We start from the raw sequence: 24,393 nt of genomic DNA on the forward strand, positions 1-24,393 counted from the left end.
ATTTTGATCCCCAGGAGGGTACTATGCATCATCATCAATTACGTATTTTTTCCGGTTCGTCGAATCCGAAGCTGGCCGCTGATATTGCGGAGCGTCTGGGCGCACCGCTGGGCCAGATTAAGCTGACCCGCTTCAAGAGCGGCGAAATTTATGTGCATTATGAAGAGAGCATCCGGAACTGTGACGTATTTTTGGTGCAATCCCTCGCTCATCCTATTAATGAGCTGTTCGTAGAGCTGCTTGTCATGATCGATGCAGCTAAGCGGGCATCAGCAAGAACGGTTAATATTATTGTACCTTACTACGGTTACGCCAGACAGGAGCGCAAGTCTGCGCCGCGCGAGCCGATATCAGCCAAGATGGTGGCGGATGTGCTTACAACCGCAGGGGCAACGCGCGTAATCACCATTGACCTGCATGCGGCGGCTATTCAGGGGTTTTTCAACATTCCGGTAGATCACTTGACAGCCCTTGATCTGATCAGCGGATATCTGAAGGTTAAAGGCTTGTCCGACCTGGTTGTTGTGTCTCCAGATGCAGGACGTGCCTCCATGGCAGAGAAGCTGGCCAGCCGTCTGGATTCACCATTTGCTATCATGATCAAGAAGCGCCCGGCTCACAACGAATCCGTGATTACGCATGTGATTGGAGATGTAGAAGGACGGACGCCTATCATTATTGAAGATCTGATCGATACGGGGACCACGATTGTAAATGTGGTGGAAGGCCTGAAGGAGCGGGGGGCGAAGAACAGTATCGTGTGTGCCACCCATGGACTCTTTTCAGGAGATGCTCTAAGCCGTATGGTTCATCCCAATATAGAAGAAATTGTCGTTACCGATTCCATTGCGTTGCCGGATGATCATTCCAGCCGGTTCACTGTACTTTCAGTAGCACCTATGCTGGCTGAAGCTACACGCATTATTATTGAAGGCGGTTCAATTGATAAGCTGTTCAGAGACGCGGGGATTTAATTCCTGCGTTTTTTTGTTTGAGGCTTTTTCCTCCTGGTGAGCTCCTTCCAATCTTGAGAATCCCCCTGTCACATGTGTTATACTGTGTGAAGACAGTCGGGACCAAAAATGGAAACGACGGCACTGAGGTGGGAGCCCGGGCAGGCGTTTGCTGCCGCTCTCCTATTTTTGTGTGGATAAGGAAGCTTACAAAGGGAGGTGCCTTGCTTCCATGATTGATAGAACTTCAGAGAATAATGCGGTGAATGCTAACGTAATTCCCGTCACTCTGGATGCCAATTTTTTCTTTGAAAGAGCCGTACGGTCATTGGACCGCTTTCAATATGATAAGGCATTGAAGAATTTTAGCAAAGCTGTTGAATATGAGCCGGAAAACCCGGTGAATCATTGTAATATGGCGGGTATATTATCGGAGATGGGGAAGTACGAGGCGTCTAATGAAATCTTGACTCATGTTCTGGAGGAAATTGACCCCTCTATGACAGAATGCCACTTCTATATGGCTAATAACTATGCGAATATGGAAAGCTTTGAAGAGGCGGAACGCAGTCTGGTCACCTATCTTCAGGAGGATGCAAGCGGTGAGTTCCTGGCCGAGTCCGAAGAGCTGATGGAACTGCTGCAGTATGAGCTGAACCGTCCCGCTCCGCTAGTCCGGATCCGCAGTCGGGAGGGTGTGGTGGAGCATGACAGAGCCCGGAGTCTTTTGGAGGAAGGGAAATTTCCGCAAGCGGTCAAGCTGCTTGAAGAGATTGTCCAGAACATCCCGGACTTCCTGGCGGCACATAACAATCTGGCTCTTGCCTATTTTTATATGGGCCGCTTCGCCAAAGCCAAGGAATGCCTTGGCGAAGTGCTGAAGCAGGACCCGGGTAACCTGCATGCACTCTGCAATATGGCTATATTTCTGCAATATGCCGGCGATCAGGACCAACTTGCAGGCTTGGTGCGTATGCTTGAAGCGACTGTGCCTTTTCATCAGGAGCATGTATTCAAAATGGCAACTACGATGGGCATATTGGGCAAGCACAAAACAGCATACGGACATTTTCGCCGTCTGCTGAAGGATGAAGAGGTCGGCGGTGATGCCGGTTTATACCATTATTGCGCGGCCGCGGCCAGCAACAGCGGGCTCCATAATGAGGCTATACGCTGCTGGCAAATGGCCGCCAGACTGGACCCGGAATCAGCAGTTCCGAAATTTTTCCTGTCCCAGATGCAGCTGGCACAAGCAGAGGGCCGGCAACTGTCTCAGATAAGCTATAATTATCAGCTGCCCTTTCAGGAACAGTTGAAGCAGTGGAAGAACAATACGGACAGCTTCACTGAGGAACTGCAGAATAATCCGTTGCTGCGTGCATCATTCTTCTGGGCGCTGCGTTATGGTGATGCCAATACGAAGCTTCAGGTGACCGAAGCGCTCCACTGGATTGAAGATGATGAAATGTCTGAAGTATTGAAGACAGTATCGGAGCAAGAACCGCTTCAGGAGGCTGCGCTTCTCAGTCTGCAGCGTCTGATCGGCGGCAGTTCGGAGGAAGGCGGAATCCAGAGGGCTGTGCAGGACTCTGTTGTGTCAGGCCATAAAGGACCGCCAGAGTGGAAAGAGGACTGGCAACGGATTTTGGATCATATGGCTGCTGTGCAGGACCGCAGATTTGATACTGCGCAGAAGAAGGATGCCGAGCTCCTCTGGAAGCATTTCATAGCCCGCCTCTACCCGGATGTTCCTTTGTTCCGGCATGCGGAGGGCTGGTGTGCAGCTCTGGAGTATTTAACCGCCAAACTGCATGGTCATCCGGTTACCTACCGTGAGGCTGCCCAGCGCTACGGCGTTTCCGTCTCGACGGTAAGCCGGTATGCCCGGCGTATTGATCAAGCATGCGGGTTAACGCAGGATGGGGCGGCAGCAGACGTTTTGCCGCCATTTACGGAAAATATCTGACCCTAAGGAGGACTTGCTAATGTACAAAACAATTGTAATCGGAACAGGTCCGGCAGGATTGACTGCTGCGATTTATCTGGCACGTGCCAACCTCAGCCCCCTTGTTATTGAAGGATTGCAGCCAGGAGGACAATTGACTACGACGACAGAGGTAGAGAACTTTCCAGGTTTTCCAGAAGGTATTTTAGGTCCGGATCTGATGGATAACATGCGTAAGCAGGCTGAACGCTTTGGGGCTCAATTTAAGAACGGCTGGGTGGATGCTGTGGATTTCTCGCAGCGCCCCTTCAAAGTAACCGTAGATGGACTGGGTGTGCTGGAAGCAGAGTCGGTGATTATATCAACCGGTGCTTCCGCAAGGTACCTCGGCATACCGGGAGAGCAGGAGAATGTCGGACGCGGGGTTAGTACCTGTGCAACCTGCGATGGATTCTTCTTCCGCGGCAAAAAGATTGTTGTGGTCGGCGGCGGCGACTCCGCGATGGAGGAAGCCAGCTTTCTCACTCGATTCGCTTCCAGCGTAACCCTGGTCCACCGCCGTCCGGAGCTGCGCGCCTCGAAGATTATGCAGGACAGGGCGCGTGAGAACAGCAAGGTGGCCTGGGCACTGAACCGCACGCCGCTTGAAGTTACCGTCGGGGATACCGGGGTGAAGGGACTAACGGTCCGCAATAATGATACGGGTCTTGAGGAGCTCGTGGAAGCAGATGGCGTATTTGTTGCTATCGGCCACACACCGAATACGGCATTCCTCGGCGGTCAGATTACTACAGATGCCAACGGCTACATCGTGGTGAATCCAGGAACAACAGAAACTAACATTCCAGGCGTATTCGCTTGTGGGGATGTTCAGGATACGCGTTACCGGCAGGCGATTTCGGCTGCAGGAACCGGCTGTATGGCCGCTATGGATGCTGAGAAGTATCTGGAAGGCACTATGGTGCATGATTGGAGCGAAACGCTGGATAAGTAACGGAGCGGACTAAGCGAATTTTTGGTTGACAATAAATACCTGCTAGCGTAGATTGTATTTAATTAGATAGATACCCACTAGGGGAGCCTGAATGGGCTGAGACGGGGAAATTGAATTCCCGGACCCTTGAACCTGATCTGGATCATACCAGCGTAGGAAAGTGGAGCCGGACCTTTTTTGAGCACAGCCTTATTGGCTGTTCGTGAATAAAGCCGCTCCAGGTGGAGCGGCTTTTTGCTGCGTGCTGATCTTATCTAAAATGGCTCACAGAGCGTTGAGGAGGAGATAAGAATGTCAGATTCATCAAAAAAGGAACAAGTCGATCTTTCGGGATTCCCCGCAAGCCGTAAGGTGTATGTAGAGGGCTCGCGCCCGGATATTCAGGTTCCGATGCGTGAGATCCGTCTCAGCCGTACCGAAGGGGTTGCGGGGGAAGAGGATAATGAGCCGCTGCGTGTCTATGATACTAGTGGGATTTACACGGATGCTGCTGCACAGACCGATGTACGTAAGGGCCTGCCGGCGCACCGCTTAAGCTGGATTGTGGAACGTGGGGATTCAGAGGAATACGCCGGGAGAGCCGTTCAACCTGGAGATTACGGATTGGCTGCAGACGGAACGTCGGCGGAAGGGTTCACCGGCTTGCGGCGGAATCCCTTAAGAGCACGTAAGGGCTGTAATGTCACCCAGCTCCACTATGCACGGCTGGGGATGATTACACCGGAAATGGAGTATATCGCGATTCGGGAGAATACACGGCCTGAATTTGTAAGGGATGAGGTCGCTGCCGGCCGCGCGATTATCCCGGCCAATATCAACCATCCCGAGAGTGAACCAATGATCATAGGCCGTAACTTCCTGGTTAAGATCAACGCGAACATCGGGAATTCCGCTGTCTCTTCTTCCATTGAAGAGGAAGTGGAGAAGATGAGATGGGCTACCCGCTGGGGTGCGGATACGATTATGGATCTATCTACCGGTGCGAAAATTCATGCCACCCGCGAATGGATTATCCGCAATTCACCGGTACCGATCGGCACCGTACCCATTTATCAGGCACTGGAGAAAGTAAAAGGAATCGCCGAGGATCTGACCTGGGAGTTGTACCGGGACACGCTGATCGAACAGGCGGAGCAGGGTGTGGATTACTTCACCATTCATGCCGGGGTGCTGAAGCGTTATATTCCGCTTACTGCCGGAAGAACGACCGGAATTGTCTCACGTGGCGGCTCTATTATGGCGGCCTGGTGCCTTGCACATCAACAAGAGAACTTTTTATATACACATTTTGAAGAGATTTGCGAGATTATGAAGACTTATGATGTGGCCTTCTCCCTGGGGGACGGACTGCGTCCGGGCTCCATTGCCGATGCCAATGACGAGGCACAGTTCGCTGAACTGGAGACGCTTGGAGAGTTGACAGCCATCGCCTGGAAACACGATGTTCAGGTAATGGTCGAAGGTCCGGGACATGTGCCAATGCACAAGATCAAGGAGAATATGGATAAGCAGCTGGAGCTCTGCCAAGAAGCCCCTTTTTATACACTGGGTCCTTTAACCACGGATATTGCACCAGGTTATGACCATATTACTTCTGCGATTGGTGCGGCGATGATCGGCTGGTTCGGGACAGCGATGCTGTGCTACGTCACGCCTAAGGAACACCTGGGATTGCCTAACAAAAATGATGTACGCGAAGGAGTCGTTACCTACAAAATCGCCGCACATGCTGCAGATCTGGCCAAAGGCCATCCAGGTGCGCAGGATCGGGACAATGCCCTGTCGAAGGCGCGGTTCGAGTTCCGCTGGCGTGACCAGTTCCACCTTTCGCTGGACCCGGAGCGGGCGCTGGAGTACCATGATGAGACTCTTCCAGCCGAGGGTGCCAAAACAGCGCACTTCTGTTCCATGTGCGGGCCCAAATTCTGCAGTATGCGTATTTCGCATGATATCCGTAATTCGTCCAGGCTAAGCAAAATGCTATAACCCAAGCCGGACCACATAAGGCTGTTCCCGCGCTGCGAGGCGTAAGGGGACAGCTTTTTTTCTGAAGATAAGAGGTTATCCGCTTCACGTTATGAATTATCTTTGTCCTTCTACAACTACTTTAAAATTTAGTGACTGCAATCACTCTTCGGCCCTGTGCCCTATGCTAAGCTGTTGTTGAGAAAGGTTATCAATTGGTAGAATGCCAAGCTGCAGGAGGAGAGTGCAATGAGCAAACACCTTAACATGGATGAGTCCATATTCGAGCTGGTCAGCCGTTATCCGGAAGCCATAGACATTATGGTTGAGCTGGGTTTCCGCGATATAACTAAGCCTGGCATGCTGCAGACGGCGGGCCGGTTCATGACCTTGTCGAAAGGAATCACAATGAAGAAAATGGATCGCGAAACCGTCCGGCTGGCATTTCAGAGCCATGGCTTCGAGATTATTGAATAGAGTGCTGAGATTAACAGATGGAATGGAGAAGGAGAGAGAACGATGAGTGAACTGATTAACAACCGTGAAATGGATATTCCTCAGCAGACACGCCGCCAAGCCATGCTTAAGGAGATTATTAAGGAGCTGCATGCCGGTAAAAGTGTAGAGGAAGTCAAGGCGCGTTTTGCAGAAGCGGTAGGTGATGTCACGGTAGAGGAAATTTCTGCGATGGAGCATTCCCTGATGACGGAGGAAGGGATTCCTGTAACTGAGGTACAGCGCCTGTGCTCTGTGCACACGGCCATTTTCAAAGGATCGATCCAGGAAATTCACCGTTCTGCCAAGCCGGAGGAACAGCCGGGACATCCCGTCCACACCTTCAAGCTGGAGAACCGTGAGATTGAACGGCTGGTGAACTTCCGTATGCAGCTGCATGCCGATAAATTCCAAAGAAACGACAGCGAAGAGATGATCTTCAAGCTGCTGGAGGATCTGAGCCTGCTGCTTGATCTCGACAAGCACTACAGCCGCAAAGAAAATCTGCTGTTCCCTTACCTTGAGAAATACGGTATTTATGGCCCAACCAAAGTGATGTGGGGAGTGGATGATGGGATCCGCGGCATGATCAAACAAGCCAAGGCTGCGCTCAGTGCGTACAACGGGGAAGCGGCAGAGGTTGGAGCTCTGCTTACGAACATTATCCAGGAAGTAAATGAAATGATCTTTAAGGAAGAAAATATTTTGCTGCCGATGGCGCTTGATAAACTGACTGAAGATGAATGGGTCAAAATCGCCCGCGAAAGCGATGAAATTGGCTTCTGCCTGACTGCGCCGGAGCGGGAGTGGATTCCTGAGCGTGCTGCAGAGCCGGAGGGGGCAGTTGCGCAAGGCACAGAAGATGGAAAAGAAGGCTTATCACCTCAAGGCTTTATCCGCTTCGAGACGGGCCTGTTGTCTCTGCATCAGCTGGAAACCGTGCTGAATCATCTGCCTGTTGATCTGACATTTATCGATGAAAATGATGTCGTTCGTTACTTCTCCCATGGCAAAGAACGGATCTTCGCCCGCACTAAGGCTGTTATTGGCCGCACGGTGCAGAACTGCCATCCGCCGCAAAGCGTGCATGTCGTTGAGAAGCTGCTGGAGGATTTCAAGGCAGGCCGCAAAGACGCCGAGGATTTCTGGATTGCCATAAAGGATAAATTTATCTACATCCGTTATTTCGCAGTACGTGACGAAGCGGGCCGTTACATGGGCACCCTTGAATTCACCCAGAACATTGCCCCGATCCGCGCGTTGGAGGGTCAGAAACGGATTTTGTCGGAGTAGCTGTCTACATTCGTACTACCCTCCGTCCACCGCCTTGAATTTATGCTGATTGATCCGCCCCTTGCCGCATAGGCAAGAGGCCTTTTTCATAAAAACAGGAATTTTTCAGATTCTCTTAAAGCCGCACTTTTTGTCATAAAAAAATACAAGACTCTTCATATAGCCGGGTGTACCGCCTTTCCTTGACCGCAGGGATACCTTCTATTATAGTGGGTACGTAGGATTAACTATTTTAGCATAGAAAAAGGTGGCTTGTTACATGTCTGAAAGTATCTACGTTGGCGTGGATTTAGGTGGAACCACGATTAAGGTTGGAATCTGCAATGCCGAGGGGAACCTGCTGCATACCTTTGAGGGACCTACGGGGACAGCCGATGGCGTCGATGCTGTCATCGATAATATCGAAAAGTATGTGCGTCAGATTGTGGAAGAATCCCCGTACTCTTGGGATCAGCTTGCCGGTGTAGGAGCGGGCCTGGCCGGGTTTACGAATATTCGTGAAGGAATCATCATTCTTGCGCCTAACATAGGTTTTAGAGATGTGCCGATCCGTGCCATTCTGGAGGGTCGTTTGAACAAGCCCGTCAAAATAGACAATGATGCGAATGTGGCTGCGCTGGGCGAGGCCTGGAGCGGAGCGGGACGTGGTGTAGAGAACTGTGTTTGCTACACGCTGGGCACAGGTGTCGGCGGCGGAATCATTATTAATGGCAAAGTGTATCAAGGATTTGCCGGACTTGCGGGCGAGCTTGGTCATATTTCTGTAGTGCCTGATCTGGAAGCTATCCAATGCGGCTGCGGCAACATGGGTTGTCTGGAGACCGTTTCCTCTGCAACCGGTATTATTCGTATGGCAAATGATGCTGTTAGCCGCGGCGACCGCACTTCCCTGTCCATGGTGGAGAAAATTGCCGCCAAAGAGGTATTTGATGCCGCCAAAGCCGGAGATGAAGTTGCTTTGCGGATTGTGAACCGTGCTGCGTTCTATCTGGGCAAATCCATGGCTGCTGTCGCAGCGGTACTGAATCCAGAGGTGTTCATCGTTGGGGGCGGGGTCTCCAAAGCCGGAGATATTCTGTTTGAAGAGGTTCGACGCGTATTCGCAAAGCTGGCCCCGGCTCCGCTGCAGACCGGAGTGACCATCGTTCCGGCCGAGCTCGGTAATGATGCGGGTATTATTGGCGCTGCAGGTCTTTTGCTGCGTTCTTAAGCAGATGGAATTATTCATATACTATTTATAGGGAGGGGGCGCTTTGATGACCGAACTGGAACAATCACCGCCCGGTGGTGCCACCCTGATCATTATTACGGGCATGTCAGGTGCAGGCAAGACGATTGCTGTACAGAGTCTGGAGGATCTCGGGTTTTTCTGTGTGGATAATTTGCCGCCGGTGCTGATTCCCAAATTTGCTGAGCTGATTGAGCAATCCAAAGGGAAAATCGCCAAAGTAGCGCTTGTTATCGATTTGCGCGGGAGAGAGTTCTTCACCGCTTTGTCGGAATCATTGTCCTATATCAAAGACGAGTCTACGATCGGTTTTGAGATTCTCTTTCTGGATGCAACGGATTCTGTACTGGTACAGCGTTACAAGGAGAGCCGGCGGCATCATCCGCTGGCACCTAAAGGCATGCCGCTAGATGGTATCCGCCTGGAACGTCAGATGCTGGAGGAGTTGAAGAACTCTGCCACCTTATGTCTGGACACCAGCAGCATGAAGCCCGTCCAGCTAAAGGAGAAGATCGTATCACGTTTTTCCCATTTAGGTAAAAGCACACTTTCTGTTAATATCACTTCGTTTGGCTTCAAATACGGAATTCCGATCGACGCAGACCTGGTATTTGATGTCCGTTTTTTGCCGAATCCTCATTATGTGGATCATTTGCGGCCAAAGACGGGTCAAGATAGCGAGGTTTACGATTATGTTATGAAATGGCCAGAGACACAGACGTTTCTGACCAAACTGCTGGATATGCTTCATTTCCTGATACCGCAGTACCGGAAAGAAGGCAAATCCCAGATTATTATCGGTATTGGCTGTACGGGTGGCAAACACCGCTCTGTAGCAATATCCGAATACCTGGGCAAGATGCTGGGGGTTAGCGAGACGGAGTCTGTAGCCGTCAGCCACCGGGACTCTGAACGTGACCGGCATTAAGAGAGAAGGGGTCAATAGTGGCTGAAGAACAAGGACAGCGTCCACGTATCGTCGTTATGGGTGGAGGTACGGGATTGTCTGTTATGCTTCGCGGTTTGAAGGAAAAGCCGCTTGATATTACAGCGATAGTTACTGTTGCGGATGACGGGGGGAGCTCTGGCATACTCCGAAGTGAACTGCAAATGCCACCCCCTGGTGATATCCGCAACGTATTGACAGCAATGGCTGATGTAGAACCGCTCATGGCCCAGATTATGAGATACCGCTTCAGCAGTGGCGAAGGCTTGGCCGGGCATAGCCTGGGCAATCTGATTCTGGCGGCGCTTACGGACATTTCCGGTGATTTTGTCACTGCCGTCCGGGAGCTGAGCCGGTTATTCGCCGTGCGCGGACGCGTGCTGCCTGCTGCGGGTGAGGCGGTAGTGCTGCACGCTGAGATGGCTGATGGCTCTATAATCACAGGTGAGTCCAAAATCCCTGAAGCTAGAGGGGTCATCAAAAGAATCTCCCTGGAACCAGCTAATGTAGAGCCGCTGCCGGAGGCACTGGAGGCGATACGTAATGCCGATGCAATTCTATGTGGACCCGGCAGCCTATACACGAGTATCCTGCCAAATTTGCTGGTGCCTAAGCTGGCAGAGGCCGTTGTGGCTTCGGATGCGATCAAAATCTTTGTCTGCAACGTGATGACCCAGCCTGGTGAAACGGACAACTATACAGTTAGTGACCACCTTCAGGCCGTCTATGACCACATAGGACTTCATTTGTTCGATTATGTGATCGTGAACGATGGCGAGATTCCCGAGCAGGTACAGTTGAAGTATGCAGAAAAGGGTGCCCGGCCTGTCCAGCTTGATCTTGATGTGGTGGATGGTAACGGCTACAAAGTGATTGCCGATAAGCTGGTATTATTCAAGACCTATCTGAGGCATGATACAGATAAGCTTAGTCATCATATTTACCAGCTTGTGAAAGACTGGATTTCCAGATAAGTCTATTTTGTAGGAACATGAAAGAGGTGAGCCCCTTGTCTTTTGCGGCCCTTACCAAAAAAGAGCTGACGATGGTGGAGAGCCAGCCTTGCTGCGAGAAAGCAGAGATGTCCGCGCTGATCCGGATGAACGGTTCCGTGCAGCTTTCAAGCAAAAAGGTAGTCCTCGACATTTCGACGGAGAACGCCGCGATTGCAAGGCGGGTATATTCTTTACTTAAGAAATATTACCAAGTCCATATCGAGCTGCTCGTGCGTAAAAAAATGCGTTTGAAGAAGAATAACGTCTATATCGTGCGGATTCCAAACCGTGTTCAAGAAATTCTCAAGGATCTCCGGATTGTGTCCGAAGGCTTCATCTTCACAGATGGGATTGACGAAGAAATTGTCGGCAAGAACTGCTGCAAACGTGCGTACCTTCGCGGGGCATTTATGGCTGGCGGATCGGTTAACAATCCGGAAGGATCGTCTTATCATCTGGAGATTGCTTCGATGTATGAGGAGCACTGCAAGGCACTGGTGGATCTGGCAGGTGAGTTTCACCTTAATGCCCGTTGTATTGAACGCAAAAAAGGCTTCATCCTGTACATCAAGGAAGGCGAGAAGATCATCGAGTTTCTGAGTCTGATCGGCGCACATCAAGCATTGTTCAAGTTCGAGGACGTGCGGATTATGCGTGACATGCGTAATTCCGTGAACCGGATCGTCAACTGCGAGACGGCTAACCTGAACAAAACCATAAGCGCCGCAGTACGGCAGATCGAGAATATCAAGCTGCTGCAGCGGGAGATGGGACTGGATAGTCTGCCGGATAAGCTGCGCGAAGTAGCCGAGATCAGACTGGCACACCCGGACATTAACCTTAAGGAAGTTGGCGAAATGCTGAAGGGCACAGTCAGTAAATCAGGAGTAAATCACCGTTTGCGCAAAATTGACGAGCTGGCTGATAAGGTCCGGGGCGGCTGATTATTTTTTTTCTAGTGTGGTTGCGGTTATAATGATATAATATTATAAAATTAATGTGAAATTTTTGGGCAGATCTCAAATAGGGGGTAAGCGTTTCATGACAAAGCACCCGGTAGTTGTACGGTTGAAGACGGGGCTTCACGCTCGGCCGGCAGCATTGTTCGTGCAAGAAGCAAACAAATTCTCGTCGGAGATTTTCGTGGAAAAAGACGATAAAAAAGTGAACGCTAAAAGCATCATGGGTATTATGAGCCTGGCGATCAGTTCCGGCACGGAGATTTATATCAGCGCGGACGGCGCCGATGCGGACCAAGCTGTAACCGCTTTGACAAGTCTTGTTAGCAAAGAAGAGCTTGAGAACCAGTAATTGTTGCAAGGCCTTACTTTTTAATGGCATGACTAAAAGCCCTCCGGGGCTTTTTTTATTGTCTGTGTATAGATGTGCATTGAAAAGGATAAGGGTATAGATAGGTGTTCTGGCAGTCTTGTATAATTTCTTTCTTATCCAATGAGGTAATATGCAACTTTTGCCAAGCTGCATCGTCTAGAGAGTACCAACAACAATTACAAATAGCGAAAGGGGATAGCAGACATGAATACATGGAGCAAAAAGCTTGGAGTAGTAATGCTGGCAGGGAGTTTGATGATGGGGGGGATGGCTTTGAGCGGAGCATTCCAGGGTCCTGAAAAGGCTTACGCCGCCGATGAAGTGCAGAAAAACGTCGTCAATGTGATCGGTAAAGGAGAACTTTCCATCAAACCGGACGTTGTCTATCTGTCCATCGGGGTCAACACTACTGCGGCAACGGCTGAAGAGGCTCAAAAAACCAATGGAGCAAAAATAGCCAAGATTACCGCACTGCTGAAAACCACCTGGGGCATTGCAGATAAAGACATTCAGAGCACTCAATTCAGCGTACAACCGAACTACAGCTATACTGAAAAAGATGGTCAGCAGATTAAAGGCTACATTGCGCAGCATACGCTGAAGGTAACCTATCGTGATCTGGCCAAGGTTGGACAGTTACTGGATGCTGTTTCTACTGCAGGAGCGAACAACATTGGGAATGCACAATTTGCTATTGAAGATCCGTCTGCATTCGAAGCGCAGGTGATTGAGAAGGCCATGGCCAATGCCGATGTAAAAGCTGGTGCTATTGCCAAAGCAGCCAAACGCAGTCTGGGCCAGGTCGTTACAGTCACGCAGAATGATGACGGCAACAATCCTGTGGTCTACATGGAGAATGCGGTGATGTCCAAAGCAGCAGCAGATACTGCTGGCGGCACTTCCGTTGAACCGGGGGAAGTAAAGGTTTCGACGCAGCTTAGCGTAATGTATGAGCTGAAATAGTTTGTTTGCTCAAGAGGCACTTTTTCTGCTGGCTACAGTGGGAACAGTGCCTTTTTTATTTTTGAGGGAAATGGTTGTGGAAATCTCTCATTTTGTTTAAAGAAATGTAATAAGGAGCTCTGAAAAGCCCATCGAAGCTTAAGAAATTGTAAAGGGCTTTGTAACAATGGCTGCTCCTGATGTCTCTATAATGGGAAGAGTGGAAATGAGGCTAGCGGAAGGGGATAATCATATGAAGAACATCAAGAAGAAACAAGCCCATGTGTGGGGCGCAGGGATCATGGCGGCGGGGATTCTGCTAAGCGGAGGGCTTTTGCCGGCAGAGACGAGTCAGGCAGCTTCGGCTACGGTTCAGACCAATCCAGAACATTCGCTAGTAGTGCTGAAGGTGAACGGCAAAATCACGCCGCAGACCGGCATTGTCCGTGAGGGGAAAGTTTGGGTCCCGGTGACGTTTTTACGGGATTCTCTGGGGATGCAGCTAACCTACGATAAGACAGAACAAGCTTATACGATTGGCAAAGGAATATCGAAGGTTAAGCTATCTGTTACCGATTACGAGATTTCAATTTCGGTGAATAACTTTTATATTAATGAATATCAAGCCGTGAACATCAACAATCGTCTGTTTGTTCCATTAGATCTGCTGAATGATTTTCTGGGGTATAAAGGTGATTGGAGTGCGTCTACAGGTAGGCTGAATGTCATCAGCAAAGCGCAAAATGCCATCACCATTAAGACGGAGAGTATCGTCAAGGACCGTGAAGATGCACCCATCAAACTGGATTACCCGCAAATCAGTGGTCTGGCGAATGCCAAGGCCCAGCAGACGATTAATGACACGATAAAGCAGACCTTCACCAAGTTTGCAGCTGGCGCGGAGAAGGAGATTGCGAATAAATCCTCGGACGACCGGCCGTATGAATTCGACGGGGGTTATGTGATCACCTACAACCAGGACGGCATACTCAGTCTGATCACGAACCAGTATAGCTATCTTGGGGGTGCTCACGGGATGACTTACCGCAATGCGTTCACATTCTCACTGAAGGACGGCAAGCGCCTCCTGATCGGGGATTTGCTGAAAGCCAACCCAAATTATAAAAAGGAGCTTAATGCGAAGTTATCCAAGCTCATTAAGGCAGAGGGCGGTTACCTGGGAGGGTTCACGGGCCTGAATACAGAGAAGAATTTTTATGTGAAGGACGGGAGGTTGGCCGTATTCTTCCAGCTCTACGAATACACAGCCTACGCTTCCGGGTTCCCAGAGTATGAGTTCACCTTCAAGGAGCTTCTTCCGGATGGAAGCAGCCCATTCGCTGGGCTGAAATAAGGATAGTCTACTATAAAAGAGTAGATTAACCCGCTCCGCTAATGTCGTGTAGGGATACCTTTCCGTGACCAGGCGCTTCTCACATTCATAAGCTATAGGAGAAACTAGCTTATGAAGAGGGGGGAAGGAAATGAGTTATCTGTACACAGCCATTGGCGATTCCCTGACAACCGGATTCGGAGCTCTTCCGGGCAACGGTTTTGTACATGTATACCGCAAAATGGCAGAGAGCCGGCTCCGTGCACCAGTTGGCGCAGCCAACCTTGGCATCAATGGTCTAACTACGGATGCATTGGGGCAGCGTCTAGGCAGTGCACCCATAATGCGCCAAGCGATCCGGGATGCAGATATAATTACATTGTCCATAGGCGGGAACGACCTGATTAAGGCAGCCAAAGCCGTCTCCTTTCGTCCAGGTGACCTGTCTCCAGCGCTGGAACGGGCACTTCGTGAGTGCAAAAGAAATTTCAGCGGGATTATGGGTTCTCTCTGGCAGCTCAAGAACGGCAGCCGCCGCCCCTTTATCATCCGGATGGTTGGACTTTATAATCCTTATCCTCAGTTCACGGAAGCTACAGACTGGGTAAGGCAGTTTAACGGCTATGTAGCGGGCTATAGCAGCAGTGTATGCGGGTTTGCCTCCATCTATCATGAGTTCGCCGGCAATGAGTATGGATTGCTGTCACTGGACCATGTGCATCCAAACGGCAGAGGCTACCGTATAATTGCCGGAAAGCTGGATGCCTTAGGTTACGGCCGGCTGCGGTAACAAACTGCTACTATATAATGCAAAAGAGGCTGCTCAGACCATAATGGTCCAGGCAGCCTCTTTGTATGTTCTTCTGAATTATACGCCGGTAGGCAGCGTCTTCTCGATAACTTTATCGACGATACCATATTCAGCTGCATCAGCAGCACTCATGAAGTAGTCGCGGTCTGTATCCTTTTCGATACGCTCCAGCGGTTGGCCAGTACGTTCGGACAAGATACGGTTCAGTTTGTCGCGAAGCTTAAGGATACGGCGGGCACGGATTTCGATGTCTGTAGCCTGCCCCTGCGCTCCACCCAGCGGCTGGTGGATCATAATTTCACTGTTCGGCAGTGCAAATCGTTTGCCTTTGGCACCGGCATTCAGCAGGAAAGCCCCCATGGAAGCGGCCATGCCCACACAGATGGTGGAGACATCCGGCTTAATATATTGCATTGTATCAAATATAGCCATTCCGGCTGTGATGGAACCGCCAGGGCTGTTCACATACAGGTGAATATCCTTATCCGGATCCTCGGCAGCCAGGAAGAGCATTTGTGCGATGATGGAATTGGCTACCACGTCATTAACCTCCGTTCCGAGGAAAATGATGCGGTCCTTCAGCAGGCGGGAATAGATGTCATAAGCGCGCTCACCGCGGTTGCTCTGTTCTACTACCATAGGAATATAACTCACGTGGAAAACCTCCTTGAATTGGTTCTTCGAATGTGTTCATTTTTACTGTTACCGTATTAACCACATGATAAACAAATTCAAACAAAAAGTCAAAGAAAGTCAAACTTAGTTAATAAAAAAAGAGCCAACAAGTGGCTCTTTGGTTAAGTAGTATAGGTACAGCTGCTAAATTATGTACAAAGATGAAATTAATGGCGCGCCCGCCAAGAATCGAACTTGGATCTCAGGCTTCGGAGGCCTACGTCATATCCATTGGACCACGGGCGCAACAGAAATTATTATAATCCATTTAGGCTGTAAATGCAACGGCTAATCATGTTGCTGCAAAATATCTTTGTTTTCTTCTCCATTGTCAGCCGCAAACGTGCGTGGATATTCGGCAGCCTGGGCTTTTATCTTAGGGTCACGGGACTTTCAGCACTTTCCATTACCCACCAGATGTATAAGATGAAAAGAGGTTGAGAATTATACTCACGGAAGACTTGCACTCCGCGTAATATTTGGGTAGAATATGGGTGGGACTTAAAAAGTTAACCCGGGACATTTTAAGACCATGAACAAGGGAATAAGAGGAAGACGAAGTTGCAGGAGTGAAAGCATGCGTAATTTATTAGAAATCCAAAAGCAGCTTCTGCCTGATCTCATGGAAACCCTTAAGAGACGTTACACGATTCTACATCAGATCATGCTGTCCGATATTATTGGGCGCAGAACGCTTGCCGCTTCGCTCGATATGACTGAGCGGGTGCTGCGCGCCGAGACGGATCTTCTGAAATCGCAAGGGCTCATTGAGATCGAGAGCGTAGGCATGCGCGTAAGCGATGCGGGGCGCAGACTGCTTGACCTGCTGGAGCCAATCGCCAAGAGCCTGTTTGGCCTGGATGATCTGGAAGAGAAAATTCGTACAACGTATGGTCTGAACAAAGTTATTGTGGTCCCTGGTGATTGCGAAACCTCGCCATTCACGAAGCGTGAGCTCGGACGCGCGGGCGCCAAAGCATTGCTTGGTGTACTGCGGTCGGATGATACCATTGCTGTGACGGGTGGTTCAACGCTTGCTGAAATGGCTGATCAGCTCACACCTCCGTTATCTCCTTCCTATAAGAACGCTTGGGTTGTCCCGGCGCGCGGGGGATTGGGTGAGAGCATGGAGATTCAGGCCAACACGATTGCTTCAAAGATGGCCAAACGGATGGGGGCTAATTACCGCCTTCTGCATGTGCCTGATTTACTTAGTGAGGATGCTTACCAGTCCCTGGGGCTCGATGCGAACATTGGGGAGATTGTACAAATTATCCGCAGGTCGCGAATTATTGTGCATGGTATTGGGGATGCCATTGAAATGACCCGCCGCCGTAAGCTGGATGAGGCTACAGTCTCAGAAATCCAGGGAGAAGGGGCGGTTGCCGAATCGTTCGGCTATTATTTCAATGAAGAAGGTCAGGTTGTTCATACTATGCTGACTATGGGGCTCCGCCTAGAGGATATTATCCGCACGGAAGTCGTTGTCGGTATCGCCGGAGGCAAACGAAAGTCCAAAGCCATCCATGCGATGCTCCGTTTCGGGCAGGAGGATATACTCGTTACCGATGAGGCGGCGGCTATCGAAATTGGTAAAGAAATTGACAATCAGGTCCAGGCAGTCCTATAAATTCCACAATATGGGAAGCAAGCAAAGGGTTTATGCATTATACTTAACATTGTTGTCTTGACGAGCCTCACGGCCTGTCTTGAATAAATAAAACGAAATCTAGGAGGAACTATTCAATGAGTGTAAAAGTTGGTATTAACGGTTTTGGACGTATTGGACGCCTTGCATTCCGCCGTATTCAAAATGTAGAAGGTATCGAAGTGGTAGCAATCAATGACTTGACTGACGCTAAGATGCTTGCTCATTTGCTTAAATATGATACAACTCAAGGTAAATTCCAAGGGGACGTTGAAGTACATGACGGCTTCTTCAAAGTTAACGGTAAAGAAGTTAAGGTTCTTGCGAACCGCAATCCTGAAGAACTTCCTTGGGGCGACCTGGGCGTAGATATCGTTCTGGAATGCACAGGTTTCTTCACAACTAAAGAAGCAGCTGAAAAGCACCTTAAAGGTGGAGCTAAGAAAGTAGTTATCTCCGCTCCAGCTACAGGCGACATGAAAACTGTTGTTTACAACGTTAACCATGACATCCTTGATGGTACTGAAACTGTAATCTCCGGTGCATCTTGCACAACTAACTGCCTGGCTCCTATGGCAAAAGTTCTGAACGACAAGTTCGGAATCGTTGAAGGCCTGATGACTACTATCCACGCTTACACTGGCGACCAGAACACACTTGATGCTCCACACGCTAAAGGCGACTTCAGACGCGCCCGCGCTGCTGCTGAGAACATCATCCCTAACACTACCGGTGCTGCAAAAGCAATCGGTCTGGTAATCCCAGCACTGAAAGGCAAACTGGACGGCGCTGCACAACGTGTGCCTGTTGCTACTGGTTCCCTGACTGAGCTCGTTACTGTTCTTGAAAAGAATGTTACTGTTGAAGAACTGAATGCAGCTATGAAAGCCGCTTCCGATCCAGACACTTATGGCTACACTGAAGATGAAATCGTATCTTCCGATATCAAAGGTATGACTTTCGGTTCCCTGTTCGATGCTACACAGACTAAGGTTCTGACTGTTGGCGACAAACAACTGGTTAAAACTGTTGCTTGGTACGACAACGAAATGTCCTACACTGCACAGCTCGTTCGCACTTTGGAACACTTCGCTAAGCTGGCTAAATAATACCGATTTCCCATAAGCAGTATCTATAGAGCGGAAACAGAAGTTCCTTGTTTCCGCTCTTTCTAAATGAATTCGTGGTTGTACCAATTTTGGGTGTGGAGGAAATTTAATCATGAACAAAAAAAGTGTCCGTGATGTAGAAGTAAAAGGCAAGCGCGTATTCGTACGTGTAGATTTCAACGTGCCAGTGGAAGACGGCAAGATCACTGATGATACCCGTATCCGCGAAACCCTTCCAACGATTAAATACCTGATTGAGAACGGTGCAAAGGTCATTCTGGCCAGCCACATGGGCCGTCCTAAAGGCCAATTTGTTGATTCCATGCGTTTGACAACGGCTGCTGTACGTCTGTCAGAGCTGCTTGGCAAACCAGTAGCAAAAGCTGACGAAGCTATCGGCGATGCAGTAAAGGCAAAGATCGCTGAAATGAACGATGGCGATGTGCTTGTGCTTGAAAATGTCCGTTTCTACCCGGGCGAAGAAAAGAACGATCCTGAACTGGCTAAGCAGTTCGCAGAACTGGCTGATCTGTTCGTCAACGACGCATTCGGTGCAGCTCACCGTGCGCATGCTTCCACTGAAGGTATCGCTCACTTCTTGCCGGCCGTATCCGGTCTTTTGATGGAGAAAGAACTGTCCGTACTGGGTAAAGCTCTGTCGAACCCTGAACGTCCTTTCACCGCCATTATCGGTGGTTCTAAAGTTAAAGACAAAATCGACGTTATCGATAACCTTCTGAATCTGGCTGACAATGTTCTGATCGGCGGCGGCCTTTCTTACACGTTCACCAAAGCTCAAGGTTACGAAATTGGGAATTCCCTGGTCGACAACGATAAAATCGATGCGGCACTTGGATTCATCGAGAAAGCCAAAAAGCTGGGTAAAAACTTCGTGCTTCCGGTTGACGTTGTAGTCGCTGACAAGTTCGGTGCAGATGCCAACACCAAGGTTGTAGATGTAACGGATATTCCTGCAGGCTGGGAAGGTCTGGACATCGGTCCGAAGACCCGTGAGATTTATGCCGATATTATCAAAAACTCCAAGCTGGTGGTTTGGAACGGACCTATGGGCGTATTCGAAATTGACATCTTTGCTGAAGGTACAATTGCCGTAGCTAAGGCTTGCGCAACTACCGAAGGCTACACTGTTATCGGTGGTGGTGATTCCGCAGCGGCTGCTGAGAAATTCCACCTGGCTGATCAGATGGATCACATCTCCACTGGCGGCGGCGCATCACTCGAGTTCATGGAAGGCAAGGCTCTTCCTGGTGTAGAAGCACTGAACGACAAGTAAGACGTAGAAGGTAGAAGGAGGCAATCCATTACTATGAGCAGAACACCTATTATCGCCGGTAACTGGAAGATGTTCAAAACAGTTTCCGAAGCGGAAGGCTTTTTCGCTGAAGTCAAAGGCCAGGCAGAAGTGAAAGGCGTAGAAACTGTAATCTGCGCACCATTCACGAATCTGCCGGCACTGGTTGCAGCGGCCAAGGGTACCAGCATCAAGATTGGTGCACAGAACCTGCACTTTGAAGATAACGGAGCCTACACAGGCGAAATCAGCGGCGTAATGCTGAAAGACCTTGGCGTAGATTATGTAATCATCGGTCACTCTGAACGCCGTGCATACTTTGGCGAAACAGACGAAATCGTGAACAAGAAGATGCATGCGGCATTCCGCCACGGCATCACTCCAATTGTCTGTGTAGGCGAAAAGCTTGAAGAGCGCGAAGCTAACCAGACAAAAGACGTATGCAAAGTTCAGACCGAAGGCGCTTTTGCCGGCCTTAGTGCGGAACAGGCTGCAAGTGTAGTTATTGCTTATGAGCCAATCTGGGCTATCGGCACAGGCAAATCGTCTACTTCCCAGGATGCTAATGAAGTTATCGCCTACATCCGTACACTTGTAAAAGACCTGTACGATGAAGCGACTGCTGAAGCCGTGCGTATTCAATACGGCGGTAGTGTGAAGCCTGAGAATGTTACGGAGTACATGAGTCAAAGTGACATCGACGGCGCGCTCGTCGGCGGTGCCAGTCTGCAGCCTGCTTCGTTTGTTTCATTGGTTGAGGGGGCGAAGTAAGGATGTCAGCACCAAAACCGGTTGCTTTGATCATCATGGATGGTTTCGGTCTGCGCAACACGACTGAAGGCAATGCTGTTGCCCAAGCCAACAAGCCGAACTATGACCGTTACCTGAAACAGTATCCGAACACCACGCTTACCGCTTGCGGCGAAGCTGTGGGACTGCCGGAAGGACAGATGGGGAACTCCGAAGTGGGTCACCTTAACATCGGTGCCGGCCGGATTGTATATCAGGACCTGACCCGTATCGACAAGTCGATCCGTGACGGGGAATTTTTTGAGAACGAAACACTGGTTGCAGCTGTAAGAAGCGCTAAGTCAACTGGCAAGAAGCTTCACCTGTATGCGCTTGTATCCGACGGTGGGGTGCATAGCCATATCAAACATTTGTTTGCTATGCTCGATCTGGCCAAAAAAGAAGATATGCACGAAGTGTATATCCATGCTTTCATGGATGGCCGCGATGTACCTCCTGACAGTGGACAAAAGTTCATTCAGGATCTGATCGCGAAGATTGAGGAAGTAGGCGTAGGCAAGATTGCTACGGTATCCGGACGTTATTTCGCGATGGACCGTGACAAACGCTGGGAACGTGTAGAGAAGGCTTACCGCGCTATGGTCTATGGCGAAGGCCCCCAATACACTGATGCTCTGCAGGCAATCACTGGATCTTACCAGAATTCTGTGTATGACGAATTTGTTGAACCTAGTGTAATTGTAGACAGCGAAGGCAAACCGACAGCGACTGTAGAGAGCGGCGATTCCGTCGTGTTCCTCAACTTCCGCCCGGACCGTGCCATTCAGCTGTCCCAGGTATTCACGAATTCAGATTTCCGCGGTTTCGACCGGGGTCCATTGTTCCCGCAGAACCTGCATTTTGTATGTTTGACTACTTTCAGCGAAACGGTTCAAGGTTATGTGGCGTATTCGCCGAAGAACCTGGACAATACGCTGGGTGAAGTGCTCGTACAGCAGAATAAGAAGCAGCTGCGTATCGCGGAAACTGAGAAGTATCCGCACGTAACCTTCTTCTTCAGCGGTGGACGCGACGAAGAGCTTCCTGGCGAAACCCGTATTCTGATCAACTCCCCAAAAGTGGCAACCTATGATCTTAAGCCTGAGATGAGCGCATACGAAGTGGCGGCGGCCTGCGTAGCGGAGATCGAAGCAGACAGACAAGATGCCATTATCCTGAACTTTGCCAATCCTGACATGGTAGGACACTCCGGCATGCTGGAGCCAACCATCAAGGCAGTAGAGGTAACGGATGAATGTGTGGGTAAGGTTGTGGATGCAGTCGTAGCCAAAGGTGGCGTTGCAATCATCATTGCCGACCACGGTAATGCGGATATGGTGTTTGACGAGAATGGTCGTCCGTTCACGGCACATACCACCAACCCGGTTCCTTTCATTGTAACCACCGAAAATGTTGTACTGCGCGAATCCGGTATTCTCGCAGATGTGGCACCGACTATTCTGGACCTGATGGGACTTCCGCAGCCTGCGGAAATGACCGGACAGTCCATGATTGCCAGCCGCAAATAAGTAATACCTTAAGTAATTAATGAATACCAAAACCATATTTAAAAGGAGATTAACTTACATGACTATTATTTCTGACGTATATGCACGCGAAGTCCTTGACTCCCGCGGTAACCCGACTGTAGAGGTTGATGTTTATCTGGAATCCGGCGCTAAAGGCCGCGCTATCGTTCCTTCCGGCGCTTCCACTGGCGCTCATGAAGCTGTAGAGCTTCGTGATGGCGACAAATCCCGTTACATGGGTAAAGGTGTTCTGAAAGCTGTTGAGAACGTAAATGAAATTATCGCTCCAGAAGTAATCGGTATGGACGCTCTTGACCAAGTGGGCATCGACAAACTGATGATCACTTTGGACGGAACTCCTAACAAAGGCAAGCTGGGCGCTAACGCAATCCTGGCAGTATCTATGGCCGTAGCTCGCGCAGCTGCAACAGCTTTGGATATTCCTTTGTACGTATACCTGGGCGGATTCAATGCTAAAACTCTTCCAGTACCAATGATGAACATCATCAACGGTGGTGAACATGCTGACAACAACATCGACGTACAAGAGTTCATGGTTCTTCCTGTAGGTGCTCCAAGCTTCAAAGAAGCTCTTCGTACAGGTGCAGAAATCTTCCACAACCTGAAATCCGTACTACAGTCCAAAGGCCTGAACACTGCTGTAGGTGACGAAGGTGGTTTCGCACCGAACCTTGGTTCGAACGAAGAAGCAATCACTACAATCATCGAAGCTATCGAAAAAGCCGGCTACAAACCAGGTGTTGACGTATTCCTGGGTATGGACGTTGCTTCCACCGAGTTCTACAAAGATGGTAAATACACACTTGCTGGCGAAGGTAAATCTTACACTTCCGCTGAGTATGTTGACCTTCTGGCTTCATGGGTTGAGAAGTATCCTATCATCACCATCGAAGACGGTATGTCCGAAGACGACTGGGAAGGTTGGAAATTGCTTACTGAAAAATTGGGCGATAAAGTCCAATTGGTTGGTGACGACTTGTTCGTTACTAACACTGAGCGTCTTGCTACAGGTATCGAAAAAGGTATCGGTAACTCCATCCTGGTTAAGGTTAACCAAATTGGTACATTGACTGAAACCTTCGATGCTATCGAAATGGCTAAACGTGCTGGTTACACAGCAGTTATCTCTCACCGTTCCGGTGAATCCGAAGATAGCACAATCGCTGACATCGCAGTTGCAACTAACGCAGGTCAGATCAAAACAGGTGCTCCTTCCCGTACAGACCGTGTTGCTAAATACAACCAATTGCTTCGCATTGAAGACGAACTGGGCGAATTGGCTCAATACAACGGCCTGAAATCCTTCTACAACCTCAAAAGATAATTTCTTTTGAGAAAAATAAATACAGAGCCTGCCGAACCCGGCAGGCTTTTTTTGCCTATCTGCTCTCAATCAGTTGTATTCGAATCTCTCCTATGATAAAATAAAAATGCTGTTTATGAATTCGTGAAATTTAAAATTAGCATAGATAGTGATGCTTGGACGTAGGAGGTGGAAGTGAATGGATATCTTTTTGAAAGTAGTGCTCCTGATTTTTTCCGTCGGTCTGATTGCGGTCGTTCTTCTGCAAAAGGGGAAAAGCGCAGGTCTTTCCGGTGCCATCTCCGGCGGTGCTGAGCATCTCTTTGGTAAGACCAAAGCGCGTGGTATGGAGCTAGTACTGCAACGCGTAACGGTTGGACTGGCAGCGGGATTCTTCATTATGTCGATCCTTGTGGCCGTTCTGGTTGACTAGATTGCTAACAACAAGCTTTCGCCCTGTTCTTATGGAATGGAGCGGAGGCTTTTTTGTATGGAGCTTAGATTGTATATGTCTAAAGGGGCCCCGCAAAGTACCTGAGTATGCTTCAATGCCCAGGTTTAACTTTGCGGGGTTGTTTTGAAAGATACGGTTTTTCGATGATGGAATTTTCTATTGCTTGAACCATCGGTTGATCATAAAAGGGATGCCGGGGATTGATTTCGTGTATACTAGGGTATGAGTATATAAAGGTAAAATTTACTGGGATACGCACAGGCAATACAGGACAAGACATACATATGCCAGCAGCACACGAATGCTGCGGAGGGCCGAGGT

General features: G+C 49.5%; 22 protein-coding genes, 1 tRNA gene and 1 riboswitch. Of the genes, 21 read left to right on the plus strand and 2 right to left on the minus strand.

Annotated elements, in window-relative coordinates; translation table 11 throughout:
• Window positions 1–23 precede the first annotated feature (23 nt).
• The 14 genes from ACAN54_RS27720 to ACAN54_RS27785 all read left to right on the plus strand — a co-directional run bounded on the left by ACAN54_RS27720 (window position 24) and on the right by ACAN54_RS27785 (window position 15,211).
• The gene (locus tag ACAN54_RS27720) at window positions 24–974 is read left to right on the plus strand and encodes a ribose-phosphate diphosphokinase (protein WP_379163411.1); all 951 of its coding nucleotides are present in this window, start codon (window positions 24–26) and stop codon (window positions 972–974) included.
• 211 nt (window positions 975–1,185) lie between these two features.
• Window positions 1,186–2,919 (plus strand): tetratricopeptide repeat protein, encoded by a 1,734-nt coding sequence (locus ACAN54_RS27725; protein ID WP_379163414.1) that lies wholly within the window; start codon window positions 1,186–1,188, stop codon window positions 2,917–2,919.
• A 19-nt stretch (window positions 2,920–2,938) separates the two neighbouring features.
• On the plus strand, window positions 2,939–3,892 hold the full coding sequence (gene trxB / locus ACAN54_RS27730; protein ID WP_379163417.1) for a thioredoxin-disulfide reductase: 954 nt from the start codon (window positions 2,939–2,941) through the stop codon (window positions 3,890–3,892).
• Between the two features lie 69 nt (window positions 3,893–3,961).
• Window positions 3,962–4,068: riboswitch (TPP riboswitch) on the plus strand.
• 115 nt (window positions 4,069–4,183) lie between these two features.
• On the plus strand, window positions 4,184–5,878 hold the full coding sequence (gene thiC, locus ACAN54_RS27735) for a phosphomethylpyrimidine synthase ThiC (RefSeq protein WP_379163420.1): 1,695 nt from the start codon (window positions 4,184–4,186) through the stop codon (window positions 5,876–5,878).
• Between the two features lie 228 nt (window positions 5,879–6,106).
• Window positions 6,107–6,334, plus strand: coding sequence for a DUF1858 domain-containing protein (locus tag ACAN54_RS27740; protein WP_074107487.1), 228 nt, complete (start codon window positions 6,107–6,109; stop codon window positions 6,332–6,334).
• 42 nt (window positions 6,335–6,376) lie between these two features.
• Window positions 6,377–7,645: a DUF438 domain-containing protein gene (locus ACAN54_RS27745; RefSeq protein ID WP_379163423.1), complete on the plus strand. Its 1,269-nt coding sequence runs from the start codon at window positions 6,377–6,379 to the stop codon at window positions 7,643–7,645.
• A 259-nt stretch (window positions 7,646–7,904) separates the two neighbouring features.
• Window positions 7,905–8,855, plus strand: coding sequence for an ROK family glucokinase (locus ACAN54_RS27750; RefSeq protein ID WP_379163426.1), 951 nt, complete (start codon window positions 7,905–7,907; stop codon window positions 8,853–8,855).
• A gap of 46 nt (window positions 8,856–8,901) precedes the next feature.
• Window positions 8,902–9,801, plus strand: a complete 900-nt coding sequence (gene rapZ / locus ACAN54_RS27755) for an RNase adapter RapZ (protein WP_379163429.1) — start codon at window positions 8,902–8,904, stop codon at window positions 9,799–9,801.
• Window positions 9,802–9,857: 56 nt separating this feature from the next.
• On the plus strand, window positions 9,858–10,793 hold the full coding sequence (locus ACAN54_RS27760) for a gluconeogenesis factor YvcK family protein (protein ID WP_379163544.1): 936 nt from the start codon (window positions 9,858–9,860) through the stop codon (window positions 10,791–10,793).
• A gap of 35 nt (window positions 10,794–10,828) precedes the next feature.
• The gene (gene whiA, locus ACAN54_RS27765; protein ID WP_379163547.1) at window positions 10,829–11,758 is read left to right on the plus strand and encodes a DNA-binding protein WhiA; all 930 of its coding nucleotides are present in this window, start codon (window positions 10,829–10,831) and stop codon (window positions 11,756–11,758) included.
• A gap of 97 nt (window positions 11,759–11,855) precedes the next feature.
• Entirely contained in the window at window positions 11,856–12,125 is a 270-nt protein-coding gene (locus ACAN54_RS27770) for an HPr family phosphocarrier protein (RefSeq protein ID WP_019914358.1), read from the plus strand.
• 225 nt (window positions 12,126–12,350) lie between these two features.
• Entirely contained in the window at window positions 12,351–13,109 is a 759-nt protein-coding gene (locus ACAN54_RS27775) for an SIMPL domain-containing protein (protein WP_379163432.1), read from the plus strand.
• 232 nt (window positions 13,110–13,341) lie between these two features.
• Window positions 13,342–14,442 carry a PdaC/SigV domain-containing protein gene (locus tag ACAN54_RS27780; protein ID WP_379163435.1) on the plus strand — a complete coding sequence of 367 codons (1,101 nt, stop codon included), beginning with the start codon at window positions 13,342–13,344 and terminating at the stop codon, window positions 14,440–14,442.
• Window positions 14,443–14,572: 130 nt separating this feature from the next.
• On the plus strand, window positions 14,573–15,211 hold the full coding sequence (locus ACAN54_RS27785) for a GDSL-type esterase/lipase family protein (RefSeq protein WP_379163438.1): 639 nt from the start codon (window positions 14,573–14,575) through the stop codon (window positions 15,209–15,211).
• A gap of 78 nt (window positions 15,212–15,289) precedes the next feature.
• Here ACAN54_RS27785 and clpP read toward each other — a convergent pair whose 3' ends face one another.
• A complete protein-coding gene (clpP, locus tag ACAN54_RS27790; protein WP_379163442.1) occupies window positions 15,290–15,886 on the minus strand; it encodes an ATP-dependent Clp endopeptidase proteolytic subunit ClpP in 597 nt (198 codons plus the stop codon).
• Window positions 15,887–16,078: 192 nt separating this feature from the next.
• Window positions 16,079–16,153 (minus strand) — tRNA-Arg (locus ACAN54_RS27795).
• A gap of 331 nt (window positions 16,154–16,484) precedes the next feature.
• On the opposite strand from ACAN54_RS27795, the gene ACAN54_RS27800 reads away from it, so the two are divergent.
• The 7 genes from ACAN54_RS27800 to secG all read left to right on the plus strand — a co-directional run bounded on the left by ACAN54_RS27800 (window position 16,485) and on the right by secG (window position 24,051).
• Window positions 16,485–17,537, plus strand: coding sequence for a sugar-binding transcriptional regulator (locus ACAN54_RS27800; protein ID WP_379163445.1), 1,053 nt, complete (start codon window positions 16,485–16,487; stop codon window positions 17,535–17,537).
• A 116-nt stretch (window positions 17,538–17,653) separates the two neighbouring features.
• Window positions 17,654–18,664, plus strand: a complete 1,011-nt coding sequence (gap, locus tag ACAN54_RS27805) for a type I glyceraldehyde-3-phosphate dehydrogenase (protein WP_379163448.1) — start codon at window positions 17,654–17,656, stop codon at window positions 18,662–18,664.
• Between the two features lie 112 nt (window positions 18,665–18,776).
• Window positions 18,777–19,958: a phosphoglycerate kinase gene (locus ACAN54_RS27810; protein WP_379163451.1), complete on the plus strand. Its 1,182-nt coding sequence runs from the start codon at window positions 18,777–18,779 to the stop codon at window positions 19,956–19,958.
• Window positions 19,959–19,991: 33 nt separating this feature from the next.
• Window positions 19,992–20,747, plus strand: a complete 756-nt coding sequence (tpiA, locus tag ACAN54_RS27815; protein ID WP_074103415.1) for a triose-phosphate isomerase — start codon at window positions 19,992–19,994, stop codon at window positions 20,745–20,747.
• Between the two features lie 2 nt (window positions 20,748–20,749).
• Window positions 20,750–22,294, plus strand: coding sequence for a 2,3-bisphosphoglycerate-independent phosphoglycerate mutase (gene gpmI / locus ACAN54_RS27820; protein WP_379163454.1), 1,545 nt, complete (start codon window positions 20,750–20,752; stop codon window positions 22,292–22,294).
• Between the two features lie 58 nt (window positions 22,295–22,352).
• A complete protein-coding gene (gene eno, locus ACAN54_RS27825) occupies window positions 22,353–23,639 on the plus strand; it encodes a phosphopyruvate hydratase (protein WP_379163457.1) in 1,287 nt (428 codons plus the stop codon).
• Between the two features lie 178 nt (window positions 23,640–23,817).
• A complete protein-coding gene (gene secG / locus ACAN54_RS27830) occupies window positions 23,818–24,051 on the plus strand; it encodes a preprotein translocase subunit SecG (protein WP_074088735.1) in 234 nt (77 codons plus the stop codon).
• The last annotated feature ends 342 nt before the right edge of the window (window positions 24,052–24,393 follow it).

The sequence above is a fragment of the Paenibacillus diazotrophicus genome (genome assembly GCF_042610465.1).